The sequence below is a fragment of the Kosakonia sp. genome (assembly GCF_032052965.1).
Taxonomy (GTDB): Bacteria; Pseudomonadota; Gammaproteobacteria; order Enterobacterales; family Enterobacteriaceae; genus Kosakonia.
Genome location: NZ_DAMBVN010000001.1, coordinates 247,212 through 259,862, shown reverse-complemented (window position 1 = coordinate 259,862; position 12,651 = coordinate 247,212). Strand labels below are relative to the sequence as shown.

The window sequence follows — 12,651 nt, the reverse complement described above, 5'->3', positions numbered from 1 at the left end:
TAAGTGAAATTCATCTGACCAGCGCTTATAATCGCTTCGTTTAAAACCGGTTAAAGTCCCTTTGATTACTCTTTTTGCCGGGATTTGGCAGAAGATATGACCTGGCCTTGTTAAAATGCCATATAATTTAACCATGACGGATGCTCATACGAGCGTTACATGGTGAACAGGAGATTCATAAATGATGTTACGTGCACTGGCAGTTTCGCTGATTGGTTTTACTTTGGCAGGCTGCGTGAACAACGATACGCTTTCTGGTGATGTTTATTCTGCATCCGAAGCCAAACAAGTGCAAAATGTCACTTACGGCACCATTGTGAACACACGTCCGGTACAGATTCAGGGTGGCGATGAGAATAATGTCATCGGCGCGCTTGGCGGTGCTGTCCTGGGTGGCTTCCTCGGTAACACGGTTGGCGGCGGTACAGGTCGTTCTCTGGCGACGGCAGCCGGTGCTGTGGCAGGTGGCGTAGCGGGTCAGTCGGTACAGGGTTCGCTGAACAAAACACAGGGTGTTGAACTGGAAATCCGTAAAGACGACGGCAACACCATTATGGTGGTACAGAAACAGGGCAATACCCGTTTCGCCGCAGGTCAGCGCGTTGTGCTGGCAAGCAATGGCCGTCAGGTAACCGTTTCCCCGCGCTAAGCCCGGTGGTCACATGGTTTCATTTGCCCTCTCAGGGGCATAAAAAAAGCCTTGCGAATGCAAGGCTTTTTACTGTTAATCACGCGACTGTAGCTCATGAATATTTTGCTCCAGCCGGGCAATCATCTTAATTAATAGATCGAGTTCTTCAGCAGAGATCCCGGAGAGAATTTCCCCCCGCGTTTTGCGAATAACCGTTTCCATCTCTTCGATGATAGGTGACGCTTTTTCTGTCAATTTGATCCGCTTAGCCCGGCGGTCGTTGGCACAGGTCTGGCGGGAAATGAGCCCCTTATCTTCCAGTTGGTCCAGCGTACGCACCAGCGAAGGCTGTTCAATGCCAATCGCTTTTGCCAGTTGAATTTGCGACTGATCGGGAGGCAGCTGGTGAATATTGTGCAGCGTTACCCAGTGAGTCTGCGTTAATTCCAGAGGTTTCAGGCGATGGTCAATCAAAGCGCGCCAGACGCGCACTAAGCGTGCCAGATCAGAACCTAATGGCGATTCCAATTTCATCTCCTTATAATTAGCTTGCTAAGTTATTATACTCATTTTAAAATAGTTTGCAGTATTTATATTGCTAAAACAAATGTATTGCAGCACTCGTCAGGGCAATTGCAGCGCGTTACACCGTTATTATGGTGTAATTTTCGCGCTTTTATGACTGTCTCTCCTGGCCCGGCGATGTGCGTGACGGCACAGGACACCTACGCGTGAAGTTAACTTCCAGTTCCCCGGTTCTCCCCCTGCAGGACCTGATTTTCGGCGCATCGGTTTACTTTCCTCCCTTATTTAAAGCGGTGATGCTGGGCTTTTTACTGTGGCTTATTGCCCACCGCGCCCTGCGTGACTGGATCTATGCCGGCGACATCTGGCACCCCATCCTGATGGATCTTTCTCTGTTTGTTATTGCGCTGAGCCTCGCCCTCGGCTTGTTGATTGTGTGGTCATGATGAATCTGAAATCGCTGAAATATTTTTCCACGTTACTGGTGCTGGCAGTGGCAATTGTCGCCGCAGGGTGGATGTGGAACTATTACATGCAATCGCCCTGGACGCGCGACGGCAAAGTCCGCGCCGAGCAGGTCAGTATTACTCCGCAGGTTTCTGGCAGTATCCGCGAGTTTCATATCACCGATAACCAGTGGGTAAAAGCTGGCGACACACTGTTTCGCATTGACGACACCCCCTACCACATTGCTGTCCTTAACGCCGAAGCTCAGTTGGCCAAAACGCAGACCGAACTGGCAAAAGCCAATAACGAAGCCAACCGCCGTCGTCATCTTTCGCAAAACTACATCTCCGCGGAAGATCTCGATACTGCCAATATTAGTGTAAAAGCGGCACAAGCGAGTGTCGCTGCCGCCGGGGCCCAACTGGCACAGGCAAAATGGCAGTTAACACAAACAGACGTCAAAGCGCCTGTCGATGGCTGGGTCACAAACCTCACCGCGCGCAAAGGGAACTACGCAACCGCCGGGCAACCTATTTTTGCACTGGTGGATGGTCATTCGTTTTATGTGATGGGCTATTTCGAAGAGACCAAACTGCGCCATATTCATCCTGGCGCGACGGCGAAAATTGTTCTCTACAGCGGCAACGTAACGTTACAGGGTCACGTTTCCAGTATTGGTCGTGCCATTTATGATCAGAGCATAGAAACAGACAGCGGACTGGTACCGGATATCAAACCTAACGTGCCGTGGGTGCGCCTGGCGCAACGCGTGCCCGTGCGGATCCAGCTCGACAGTGTGCCGCAGGATGTCACCATGGTTTCCGGCACCACCTGCACCGTAGCCATCGGCGGTCGGTGATGATCTCGCCGCTCTCGCTCTGGAACAAACTGCCGTGGGTGAAAGCCAGCGCCGGTCAGTGGCGATATGCATTGCGCAACGGCATCGCCATGTGTCTGGCGCTGACGGTGGCGTATTATCTTGATCTCGACGAGCCTTACTGGGCGCTGACCTCCGCCGCTGTGGTCAGTTTCCCGACTGTGGGTGGCGTCATCAGTAAAAGCCTTGGGCGTATTGCGGGTAGTCTGCTGGGGGCCTGCGCCGCGCTGATCATTGCCGGGCAGACGCTGAACGATCCATGGCTGTTTCTGTTTATGATGTCCGGCTGGATTGCATTGTGTACCTGGGCCTGCGCCCAGTTCAGCAATAATGTCGCCTATGCCTGCCAGTTGGCCGGTTACACTGCGGCGATCATTGCCTTTACAATGGTGAATGTCACCGATATCACCGAATTGTGGGATATTGCCCAGGCGCGGGTATGCGAGGTAATACTTGGCATCGTGTGCGGCGGCATGATGATGATGATCCTGCCCGGCACCGCCGATGGCCCGGCGCTGCTCACCGCGCTGAAAAAGATGCACGCACGCTTGCTGGAACACGCCAGCCTGCTCTGGCAACCCGAAACAACTGATGCTATCCGCAGCGCCCATGAAAGTGTGATTGGCCAGATCCTGACGACAAATTTACTGCGCATTCAGGCTTTCTGGAGTCATTACCGCTTCCGGCGGCAAAATACGCTGTTGACCTGGTTGCTGCATCAGCAATTACGCATGACCAGCGTGATCTCCAGCCTGCGCAGAATGCTGCTGAACTGGCCCGATGCCCCGGCGAATCTGCGCCCGGTTCTTGAGCAGTTACTGGCTGCGCTGGCGCATCCGCATACCGATGCGCTAACTGTGGCGCGGATCATTGCCCCCCTCGCGCCAACAGAGACTGACGATTACCACCATCGGGCTTTCTGGCAGCGTTTACGTTATTTTTGTCGTTTGTATCTGGTCAGCAGCCGCTGGCTGTTACGAGTGGAGAATGCCACGCCGATCAGCGCTTATACGGTGCCCCGCAGTCCGGGTTTAATGCGCTATACCGACCACGCTGAGGCGCTCTGGAGCGGGCTGCGCACCTTCTGTGCACTCAGTCTGGTTGGGGCATGGAGCATTACCACGCAGTGGGAAAGCGGCCCGGCGGCACTGACACTGGCGGCAATTAGCTGTGTGCTTTACTCGGTTTCACCAGCGCCATTCAACTCATTGACGCTACTGCTGCGCACCTTAACGCTGCTGTCGCTGTTCAGCTTTGTGGTGAAGTTTGGGCTGATGGTGCAAATCAACGAGCTCGCTTCGTTTTTGCTGTTTCTGTTCCCGTTACTGACCACACTGCAGTTGCTAAAACTGCAAATGCCGAAACTGGCCGGACTGTGGGGGCAGTTGATTGTGTTTATGGGCTCGTTTATCGCTGTAACTAATCCGCCGGTGTATGACTTTGCCGATTTCTTAAATGACAACCTGGCGAAGATCCTCGGTGTGGCACTGGCCTGGCTGGCCTTCGCCGTCCTGCGTCCTGGGTCAGACGCGCGAAAAAGTCGCCGTCATATTCGCGCATTGCGCCGCAGTTTTGTCGATCAACTTAGCCGCATACCGCAACTGAGCGAACATGCGTTTGAATCGGTGGTCTACCATCACATCAGTCAACTCAGTAACAGCAAAGATGCCCTGGCGCGCCGCTGGCTGTTGCGCTGGGGCGTCGTATTATTGAACTGTTCACATGTGGTCTGGCAACTGCGTGAATGGGAGATCCGTTCCGATCCTTTATCAAAAGTGCGTGATATTTGCATCGCCTTACTGCGTGATGTGATGAGTGAACGTGGCGTTCAGCAACGAACGCTTACCGCCACGCTGGCAGAACTGCAGCAGATTTGTACGACGCTGGGTAAACACCATCAACCCGCTGCTCGCGAGCTGGCCTCCGTTGTCTGGCGCCTGTATTGCGCACTGTCGCAACTGGAACAGGCACCACCGGCTGGCACGCTTACTTGATAACGCCACAGGCGTAACGCGCGCCACCGCCGCCCAACGGTTTCGGTTGATCGGACATATTATCGCCGCCAACATGCACCATCAGCGCTTTATCTTTCACGTCGCTAAGTTTTTTCAACCGTGGCGCGACCACCGCTTCCGTAGCTTTACCGTCGTTATTCACCACTAGCACGGGTAAATCGCCCAAATGCCCGTCCCCTTCAGGACCAGCATGTTTACCGCTATGTTGAGGATCAAGATGGCCGCCTGCCGCTTCCGCCGCCGACGCTTTGCCCTCTTTCATTGCTGGTTCGCAACTGCCTTTGGCATGCACGTGAAAACCATGTTCGCCCGGCGGCAGGGCTTTCAAATCGGGAGTGAACTCCAGGCCCTTATCGGTTTCGCTGATTTTTACGCTGCCGATCGATTGCCCTATTCCCTGAGCGGTAACGAGATGCATATCCACTTCTTCACTGGCTGCCTGCGCGCCGGCACAGACTAACAACCCCAGTATTGCCAGACTAAAACGCTTCATATGACCTCCTTAGAATTACTTTTACCCTGTAAGTCTAAACCAGGGTAAAAGATTTCACCGGAAAGTCGCCTGTGCGGCTTTATGGAACGTCATAACCCAGCGCCGCTTTACGAATGCGGAACCACTGCTGGCGGGTCATTTGCAACTGTTCTGCCCCTAATGCTGCCCGTACACGTTCGATTTTACCCGAGCCAATGATCGGCAACGGTTGCGACGGCAGACGCATTACCCAGGCATATACCACCTGCTCGATGTTATCCGCATTCAGTTCCTGCGCCACGGCCCTCAGTTCTTCGCGTAGCGGCTGGTATTCCACGTCATTAAATAAACGGCCACCGCCAAGGCAGGACCAGGCCATCGGGCGCACGCGCAGCTGTTGCAACTGATCGAGCGTACCGTCCAGCAGCAGCGGTTGATACAACGGGGAAATTTCCACCTGGTTAGTGGCAAGTGTAAATGGCAAGCGGGATTGCAGCAGCGCAAATTGCGCCGGGGTGAAATTAGAAACGCCGAAGTGGCGCACCTTACCACTCTGGTGCAGGTTGAGGAATGCCTCAGCCACTTCATCCGCATCCATTAACGGATCCGGGCGGTGGATCAACAACAGGTCCAGATAGTCAGTCGACAGATTGCTGAGCGATTGCTCTGCGCTGTGAATAATATGAGAGCGATCGGTAATGTAATGACCAATGGCATGTTCAGCTTTAGCGGTAGTGGCAATACCACATTTGCTGACGATCTCCATCTTCGCGCGCAACTGCGGCACCAGCTTCAACGCCTCGCCAAATGCGGCTTCACACTGATATCCGCCATAAATATCGGCATGATCAACAGTTGTCACACCCAGTTCAAGATGAGATTCAATAAACCCGACCAGTTCCCGGGCAGACATTTTCCATTCCAGTAAACGCCAGTAACCCATAACAAAGCGGGAGAACTCCGGACCTTGCGGCGCAAGGGCAATACGTTGAACCATAACGATTTCCTCGAAGGTAATTTCCTTCGATTATACGCAATTACGGCGTCAAAACAGTGAAGGCTGCTGAGGTTCTTCGGGAGGAAGTGATTTCGCGGCGCGCATTTTGCGCAGCCAACGCTGGCGACACAGACGCAGAACCTCCTGCTTTTGCGTGTCGCTCATGTGCTGCCAGTTGAAACGTTCATCCCGGCTCCGCATACAGCCGCGGCAAAAGCCCTTATCATCGGACTGGCAAATTCCCCGGCACGGGCTCTGGATAGGGAAAAACTCCAGTTGTTCTGGCACTGTCCTCTCCTGCAATGCAAGCGTCTACTTCTATTGAAGACTGCCAGGTCATAACGCGCAACCCCTAAAGCGCATTGTTTGCCAATTGCAACAGACCGATTGGTCTAGTACAGTAATCTGATGACCAGACATACCGAACACGACACACGCGAACATTTACTGGCGACCGGCGAGCGGCTTTGCATGCATCGCGGGTTTACCGGTATGGGCCTGAGCGAATTACTGAAAACAGCCGAAGTACCGAAAGGCTCTTTCTATCACTATTTTCGCTCGAAAGAGGCCTTCGGCGTGGCATTGCTTGAGCGTCATTACGCCGGGTATCACCAGCGACTGGCCAATCACTTTGCCAGTGGCGCAGGAAATTACCGTGACAGAGTGTTGGCCTACTACCAGGAAACGCTCAATCAGTTTTGTCAGCAGGGCATCATTAGCGGTTGTCTGACGGTGAAACTCTCTGCTGAAGTGTGCGATTTGTCGGAAGATATGCGTGCAGCGATGGACAAAGGCGCCAGCGGTGTCATCGCCCTGCTCGCAGATGCGATTGAAAAAGGACGGCGCGAGCAAAGTCTGTCTTTCGCTGGCGATGCGTTCACCCAGGCGCAGGTGTTGTATGCGCTGTGGCTCGGAGCTAATTTGCAGGCAAAAATTTCGCGCAGCGCCCTTCCGCTGGAAAGCGCGCTGGCGCATGTGCAATCCATCATTACCACGTCTGAATAATTCAGGCGTTTTTATTTCTTTTACCACTAGTCGACCGGTCTATTCAGGAGTTGTTATGTCGAGTAAATTATTTACGCCGCTGAAAGTGGGCGCAATTACCGTACCAAACCGTGTTCTGATGGCGCCGCTGACGCGCTTGCGCAGTATTGAGCCGGGCGATATCCCGACGCCATTGATGGCGGAGTACTACCGCCAGCGCGCCAGTTCCGGTCTGATTATCAGTGAAGCCACGCAGATTTCCGCGCAGGCAAAAGGTTATGCCGGTGCGCCAGGGCTGCACAGCCCGGAACAAATCGCCGCATGGAAAAAAATCACCGACGCAGTACATGGTGATGACGGTCGTATTGCTGTACAACTGTGGCACACCGGTCGTATCTCTCATAACAGCCTGCAACCCGGTGGCGCAGCACCAGTAGCCCCTTCCGCCATCAGCGCAGGTACTCGTACCTCACTACGTGATGCCAACGGCAATGCCATTCGTGAAGATACCTCCATGCCACGCGCGCTGGAAACCCACGAAATTCCGGGCATCGTTGACGATTTCCGCCAGGCCGTTGCCAATGCGCGCGAAGCCGGTTTCGATCTGGTCGAACTGCACTCCGCCCACGGCTACCTGCTGCACCAGTTCCTGTCGCCTTCCGCTAACCACCGTACCGATCAGTACGGCGGCAGCGTCGAAAACCGTGCCCGTCTGGTGCTGGAAGTGGTCGATGCCGTGAGCAAAGAGTGGAGCGCCGACCGTATTGGTATTCGTGTTTCTCCGATTGGCTCGTTCCAGAACACCGACAACGGCCCGAATGAAGAAGCTGACGCGTTGTATCTGATTGAAGAGCTGGGCAAACGTGGCATCGCCTATCTGCATATGTCCGAGCCGGATTGGGCAGGCGGCCAGCCTTACACCGAAGCCTTCCGCCAGAAAGTACGTGAACGCTTCCATGGACCGATTATCGGCGCAGGTGCTTATACCCCGGAAAAAGCGGAAGATCTGATTGAAAAAGGCTTAATTGATGCCGTCGCCTTTGGCCGCGCCTATATTGCTAATCCGGATCTGGTAAAACGCCTGCAGTTGAAAGCCGAGCTGAACCCACAATTCCCGGAAACCTTTTACGGTGGTGGCGCCGAGGGCTATACGGACTACCCAACGTTGTGATCCTCTGATTGTTGATTGATAGCGGCGGCTTCCCGCCGCTATACTAAAACAGTGTTTCTGACCGCAAGGTTAAACCATTTATAAAAGAGGACATTATGCGCTTACTTCACACCATGCTGCGCGTTGGCGACCTGCAACGCTCCATCGATTTCTATACCAACGTGCTGGGAATGCAACTGCTGCGCACCAGTGAAAACCCGGAGTATAAGTACTCTCTGGCGTTTGTGGGCTATGGCCCGGAAACCGACGAAGCGGTGATTGAGCTGACCTACAACTGGGGCGTAGAAAGCTATGACCTGGGCACCGCTTACGGTCACATTGCCTTGAGTGTGCCAAATGCGGCAGAAGCCTGCGAAGCGATCCGCAAAAATGGCGGCAACGTTACGCGTGAAGCGGGCCCGGTTAAAGGCGGCACCACCGTTATTGCCTTTGTCGAAGATCCTGACGGCTACAAAATTGAGCTGATTGAAGAGAAAGACGCAGGCCACGGTCTGGGTAACTGATCCTTTCGGGCGCTCTTCGCGCCCGCTGTTTTACATCCCTTCGTAAAATTTGCCATAATGCGCTGCCATTTTTCCGTCTCAAGAGATCCTGATGTCCGATAACGCTCAACTTGCTGGTCTGTGCGACCGTTTTCGCGGTTTTTATCCTGTCGTGATTGATGTCGAAACCGCAGGGTTTAACGCCAAAACCGACGCGCTGCTGGAAGTCGCCGCCATTACCCTGAAAATGGATGAAAACGGCTGGCTGATGCCAGACACTACGCTGCACTTTCACGTTGAGCCATTTGAAGGAGCAAACTTGCAGCCGGAAGCGCTGGCCTTCAACGGTATCGATCCGACCAATCCGCTGCGTGGCGCGGTGAGTGAATACGATGCGCTTCATGCCATATTCAAAATGGTACGCAAGGGCATCAAAGATCAGGGCTGCAATCGTGCCATCATGGTGGCGCATAATGCTACGTTCGATCACAGTTTTATGATGGCCGCCGCAGAACGCGCCTCGCTGAAGCGCAACCCGTTTCACCCCTTTGTCACTTTCGATACCGCGTCACTGAGCGGCCTCGCCCTCGGACAAACGGTGTTATCAAAAGCCTGTACCGCTGCAGGCATTGCTTTCGATGCCACACAGGCACATTCCGCCTTGTACGATACTGAGCAAACCGCCCTGCTTTTCTGCGAAATCGTTAACCGCTGGAAGCGCCTTGGTGGCTGGCCGCTTCCGCCTGCCGAACCACAGGCATAAAAACCCATCCCGCCAGATGACTGGCTTTGATTATCTTGTTTCTGGCAGGCTTTGGTGCCTGCCGGAAGTTACGCCCACCCCGACTCCAGCGCACGATACCCCCCGTCGCAGGCTGTTTTGGTTTCTCGCGCTCGTTGTCTCTTCTCCTGCATTGTAAAAAACATCCTTCATCAGCGCATTTTTTGATTACCGGCGATAACTATTTTTTACCGTGATGGCTGAACGCATCACATATGCTTAACTTTATAAAATATCGTTATAACAACAAAAAACTCATAAACATGCTGAATTAGCTAAGAGTACATAAGATGTAATAAAAAGAATTTTTAGCTATAAATTGTTATTTTTTGGGATTTAAAAACCACAAAATTAAAAACAATACAATTAATGTGTATGAAAAATCACAAATTAAAGCTTAATTATCCCATTTATCCTTCCAGCATAAAATTTGCGTCAGTGCAGCCGATGATCCTTTTGCGTACCTGAATGATGTCCTATGCATGGGTTAATGATTAGCAAAGCAAATGCGTCACACTGCAACATCCCGTTAACACATCTTCGCAGAGGTACCCATTTGGAGATTCTTTAAATTAAGGTGAACTGATGCACATGTTAAAAATTTTCGCTTTTGCGATTTGCGCGCCACTGGCTTATTCAGCCATGGCAGAACCTCAACCTCCAATGTTTAATTGGGATCACGTTACTGCGGGTGTGAACCTGGGCTCACTGGGTGGAAAAACCAGCGAAAGGGCATATTCCCCGGCACAAGGGGGACGTAAAGTCAGCCAACTGGACTGGCGTTATAGCAACGCGGCGGTGATTCAGGGCTCGCTGGAATGGAGTGCCATGCCGTGGTTTTCGCTTGGCACCTCAGGCTGGACCACCTTCACCCGCAAAGAAGGGCGAATGGATGACTATGACTGGCAAAGCGCCTCTCAAAATGGCTGGACAGATCATAGCTCACACCCGAATACGCATCTTAATTTTTCTAACCAGTTCGATATTCACGCGACCGGCTGGATTTTCAAATACCCTGAATGGCGCATGGGTGTCATGGCAGGGTACCAGGAGAGCCGCTTTAGCTTTAACAGCCGTGGCGGGAGTTATAGCTACAATAACGGCGCTAATACCGGCACCTTTGCGCCAAATGTGATGAGTATCGGCTATAAACAGCGTTTCAGCGTGCCGTATATCGGTGTTACCGGTCAGTACCGTTACCGGGATTTTGAAATCGGCGGGACATTTAAATACAGCGCATGGGCGCGGGTTACAGGAAACGATGAGCATTACCTGAGGACCCTGACCTTTACCGATAAGAGCAGCGGCCAAGATTACTTTTCGCTGGCAGCCAATGTCGGTTATTACGTCTCGGAAAATGTCAAAGTTTATGTCGAAGGGACCTGGAATCGTGCAACCAATAAAAAGACCAACGTTAACGTCAATAACTACCGCAGTGGCGTCTCGACAGACTACAGAGACGCTGGCGGCATAGAAAATTACAACTTTCTCACGACAGCGGGAGTGAAATACACCTTCTGATGTAAAGATGCTGCTATAGGAGTCGGTGTTGATTACATCAAAGAAGATATATCCAGCGCCTTAAAACAGGGTCTGCCCTTCAGTGAGATTTAATTCCGGCACGTTAACTTAGGGTCAAAACCCATCGAGGACCGCGTCCGCAGGCTGTGATTTTCTTCTGGCAGTAAAAAAGGGTTCATGCACAAACATGAACCCTTTGACGTTTATGGAATATCAGGCGAGCCTTATTCCGCTGACGGCTGGTCTTTATGTTTTGCTGCAGTCTCTTGAATCAGGGGAACCAGTTCGCCACGCTGGTACATCTCAATGATGATGTCACAGCCGCCAATCAATTCGCCTTCCACCCACAGTTGCGGGAAGGTCGGCCAGTTAGCATATTTCGGCAGTTCAAAACGGATATCCGGATTTTGCAAAATATCCACATAGGCGAAACGTTCGCCACAGGCAGTAAGCGCCTGTACAGCCTGCGCGGAGAAGCCACAGCTTGGCAGCTTCGGAGAACCTTTCATGTACAGCAGAATCGGGTTTTCAGCGATTTGACGTTCGATTTTTTCAATAGTCGTGCTCATTGTCTTACTTCCTTCAACATCTTCGGCAGATACAAACATTGTAACGGCTCATGCCTCTAACAGAAAATAACAATTTGTTAGCGTTTTACGTACTGCTTTCTAAATGTTTCATCTAAACGATGAATGTGCACAATTCGGATTGCGCCTGTTGCTTAACTCTTACTCACGATCGAAACGTTTTGCCGCTTTTTTTTGCGCTTGTTAACGAAACGAAGCTATAGATGCAAAAACACTATTAACTTTTGGGCTTTTTATGGATTAGAATCGACGGGTTTTGAAAATCATATGCATGCATGTTTAATGCCTGCTCTAACAGGGGATTGCTCAGTGGCGCGGATACCTAAGGCTTCAGTCACGCTCTGTGCTTTGTTGTTCACTACGCTTTCTTTCACGCCATTAGCCAGCGCTTCTGAACAAGCGCGAGCGTCGGCCGTGCAAAAATCGCATCTGGTGAAAGCATCCGAACGTAAGAAAAAAAGCACTTCACAAAAGACCACAAAGAAAAACAGTCGCAATGCAGTAACAAAAACAACCACTAAAAAAACCACGGAGACCAAAAAGTCTTCAGTAAAGAAAGTCACCACCAGCAGCAAAGCCAGCCAACTCTCTTCGCGTCGTAGCAAGCCCAGCCAGGTTAAAACCGCAACCGTCACCTGGACGGAAAAATGTACGCCGCGCAAAGGCCACAAGCCACACTGTATAAAAGTCAAAAGCAGCAAACCGGCAACCATTGCTGATGCGCACAAAGTTCGCATCCAGAAAGCGCAAAAAACGGCGATGTCTAAACTGATGAATCAGATTGGCAAACCGTATCACTGGGGTGGCACCTCACCGAACACCGGGTTTGATTGCAGTGGTCTGGTCTACTACGCCTATAAGGATCTGGTGAAATTCCGTATTCCACGTACCGCCAATGAAATGTATCACCTGCGTGATGCCTCGCCCGTGAACGTGGCTGAACTGGAAAGCGGCGACCTGGTATTCTTCCGCACACAAGGGCGCGGGACTGCCGATCATGTCGGCGTATACGTAGGCAACGGCAAATTCATTCAGTCGCCTCGCAGCGGCCAGGATATTCAGGTGACGTCCCTGAGTGAAGATTACTGGCAGCGTCACTATGTCGGCGCACGTCGCGTTGTCACGCCGAAAACCATCCGCTAATTTCATCACCTGCCGCGC

The 12,651-nt window shown here is 52.1% G+C and carries 15 protein-coding genes; 10 read left to right on the top strand and 5 right to left on the bottom strand.

Annotated features, from left to right (window positions below; translation table 11 throughout):
* Positions 1-181 precede the first annotated feature (181 nt).
* Positions 182-649: an outer membrane lipoprotein SlyB gene (slyB, locus tag RTX30_RS01280; RefSeq protein ID WP_312686030.1), complete on the top strand. Its 468-nt coding sequence runs from the start codon at positions 182-184 to the stop codon at positions 647-649.
* 75 nt (positions 650-724) lie between these two features.
* Here slyB and slyA read toward each other — a convergent pair whose 3' ends face one another.
* The gene (slyA, locus tag RTX30_RS01275) at positions 725-1,165 is read right to left on the bottom strand and encodes a transcriptional regulator SlyA (RefSeq protein ID WP_312686028.1); all 441 of its coding nucleotides are present in this window, start codon (positions 1,163-1,165) and stop codon (positions 725-727) included.
* A 197-nt stretch (positions 1,166-1,362) separates the two neighbouring features.
* Between slyA and RTX30_RS01270 the strand changes: the two genes are divergently transcribed.
* Genes RTX30_RS01270 through RTX30_RS01260 form a run of 3 tightly spaced genes read left to right on the top strand, consistent with a single transcriptional unit; the run spans position 1,363 to position 4,474 of the window.
* Positions 1,363-1,602 (top strand): DUF1656 domain-containing protein, encoded by a 240-nt coding sequence (locus tag RTX30_RS01270; protein ID WP_312686026.1) that lies wholly within the window; start codon positions 1,363-1,365, stop codon positions 1,600-1,602.
* Entirely contained in the window at positions 1,602-2,462 is an 861-nt protein-coding gene (locus RTX30_RS01265) for an HlyD family secretion protein (protein ID WP_312686799.1), read from the top strand. The genes RTX30_RS01270 and RTX30_RS01265 overlap by 1 nt, the downstream gene beginning before the upstream one ends.
* Positions 2,462-4,474, top strand: a complete 2,013-nt coding sequence (locus tag RTX30_RS01260) for an FUSC family protein (protein WP_312686025.1) — start codon at positions 2,462-2,464, stop codon at positions 4,472-4,474. Before RTX30_RS01265 ends, RTX30_RS01260 begins: the two co-directional genes overlap by 1 nt.
* Here RTX30_RS01260 and sodC read toward each other — a convergent pair.
* From sodC to RTX30_RS01245, 3 genes are all read right to left on the bottom strand, one after another.
* On the bottom strand, positions 4,467-4,988 hold the full coding sequence (sodC, locus tag RTX30_RS01255; protein ID WP_312686024.1) for a superoxide dismutase [Cu-Zn] SodC: 522 nt from the start codon (positions 4,986-4,988) through the stop codon (positions 4,467-4,469). The genes RTX30_RS01260 and sodC overlap by 8 nt on opposite strands.
* Positions 4,989-5,067: 79 nt before the next feature.
* Complete coding sequence (locus RTX30_RS01250) at positions 5,068-5,964, bottom strand: aldo/keto reductase family oxidoreductase (protein ID WP_312686023.1); 897 nt, start codon at positions 5,962-5,964, stop codon at positions 5,068-5,070.
* A gap of 48 nt (positions 5,965-6,012) precedes the next feature.
* Complete coding sequence (locus RTX30_RS01245; RefSeq protein WP_312686022.1) at positions 6,013-6,252, bottom strand: DUF1289 domain-containing protein; 240 nt, start codon at positions 6,250-6,252, stop codon at positions 6,013-6,015.
* A 120-nt stretch (positions 6,253-6,372) separates the two neighbouring features.
* Here RTX30_RS01245 and RTX30_RS01240 point away from each other — a divergent pair, with 120 nt between their 5' ends.
* The 5 genes from RTX30_RS01240 to RTX30_RS01220 all read left to right on the top strand — a co-directional run bounded on the left by RTX30_RS01240 (position 6,373) and on the right by RTX30_RS01220 (position 10,903).
* The gene (locus tag RTX30_RS01240) at positions 6,373-6,969 is read left to right on the top strand and encodes a TetR/AcrR family transcriptional regulator (protein WP_312686020.1); all 597 of its coding nucleotides are present in this window, start codon (positions 6,373-6,375) and stop codon (positions 6,967-6,969) included.
* A gap of 55 nt (positions 6,970-7,024) precedes the next feature.
* Positions 7,025-8,119 (top strand): alkene reductase, encoded by a 1,095-nt coding sequence (locus tag RTX30_RS01235; RefSeq protein WP_312686018.1) that lies wholly within the window; start codon positions 7,025-7,027, stop codon positions 8,117-8,119.
* A gap of 95 nt (positions 8,120-8,214) precedes the next feature.
* Positions 8,215-8,622 (top strand): lactoylglutathione lyase, encoded by a 408-nt coding sequence (gene gloA, locus RTX30_RS01230; RefSeq protein ID WP_312686016.1) that lies wholly within the window; start codon positions 8,215-8,217, stop codon positions 8,620-8,622.
* 91 nt (positions 8,623-8,713) lie between these two features.
* Positions 8,714-9,364 (top strand): ribonuclease T, encoded by a 651-nt coding sequence (gene rnt / locus RTX30_RS01225; protein ID WP_312686014.1) that lies wholly within the window; start codon positions 8,714-8,716, stop codon positions 9,362-9,364.
* A 603-nt stretch (positions 9,365-9,967) separates the two neighbouring features.
* A complete protein-coding gene (locus RTX30_RS01220) occupies positions 9,968-10,903 on the top strand; it encodes an omptin family outer membrane protease (protein WP_312686012.1) in 936 nt (311 codons plus the stop codon).
* A gap of 224 nt (positions 10,904-11,127) precedes the next feature.
* Here the strand turns inward: RTX30_RS01220 and RTX30_RS01215 are convergent, their stop codons facing one another.
* Positions 11,128-11,472 carry a Grx4 family monothiol glutaredoxin gene (locus tag RTX30_RS01215; RefSeq protein ID WP_312686009.1) on the bottom strand — a complete coding sequence of 115 codons (345 nt, stop codon included), beginning with the start codon at positions 11,470-11,472 and terminating at the stop codon, positions 11,128-11,130.
* Between the two features lie 327 nt (positions 11,473-11,799).
* Between RTX30_RS01215 and RTX30_RS01210 the strand changes: the two genes are divergently transcribed.
* Positions 11,800-12,633 carry an NlpC/P60 family protein gene (locus tag RTX30_RS01210; protein WP_312686007.1) on the top strand — a complete coding sequence of 278 codons (834 nt, stop codon included), beginning with the start codon at positions 11,800-11,802 and terminating at the stop codon, positions 12,631-12,633.
* Positions 12,634-12,651: the final 18 nt, after the last annotated feature.

Excerpts from the sequence above, each read along its gene's own strand:
- slyB (WP_312686030.1), top strand. The coding sequence starts at position 182 with ATGATGTTACGTGCACTGGCAGTTTCGCTGATTGGTTTTACTTTGGCA.
- RTX30_RS01250 (WP_312686023.1), bottom strand. The coding sequence starts at position 5,964 with ATGGTTCAACGTATTGCCCTTGCGCCGCAAGGTCCGGAGTTCTCCCGC.
- sodC (WP_312686024.1), bottom strand. The coding sequence starts at position 4,988 with ATGAAGCGTTTTAGTCTGGCAATACTGGGGTTGTTAGTCTGTGCCGGC.
- RTX30_RS01235 (WP_312686018.1), top strand. The coding sequence starts at position 7,025 with ATGTCGAGTAAATTATTTACGCCGCTGAAAGTGGGCGCAATTACCGTA.
- RTX30_RS01240 (WP_312686020.1), top strand. The coding sequence starts at position 6,373 with ATGACCAGACATACCGAACACGACACACGCGAACATTTACTGGCGACC.
- gloA (WP_312686016.1), top strand. The coding sequence starts at position 8,215 with ATGCGCTTACTTCACACCATGCTGCGCGTTGGCGACCTGCAACGCTCC.
- RTX30_RS01265 (WP_312686799.1), top strand. The coding sequence starts at position 1,602 with ATGAATCTGAAATCGCTGAAATATTTTTCCACGTTACTGGTGCTGGCA.
- RTX30_RS01220 (WP_312686012.1), top strand. The coding sequence starts at position 9,968 with ATGCACATGTTAAAAATTTTCGCTTTTGCGATTTGCGCGCCACTGGCT.
- RTX30_RS01215 (WP_312686009.1), bottom strand. The coding sequence starts at position 11,472 with ATGAGCACGACTATTGAAAAAATCGAACGTCAAATCGCTGAAAACCCG.
- RTX30_RS01260 (WP_312686025.1), top strand. The coding sequence starts at position 2,462 with ATGATCTCGCCGCTCTCGCTCTGGAACAAACTGCCGTGGGTGAAAGCC.
- slyA (WP_312686028.1), bottom strand. The coding sequence starts at position 1,165 with ATGAAATTGGAATCGCCATTAGGTTCTGATCTGGCACGCTTAGTGCGC.
- rnt (WP_312686014.1), top strand. The coding sequence starts at position 8,714 with ATGTCCGATAACGCTCAACTTGCTGGTCTGTGCGACCGTTTTCGCGGT.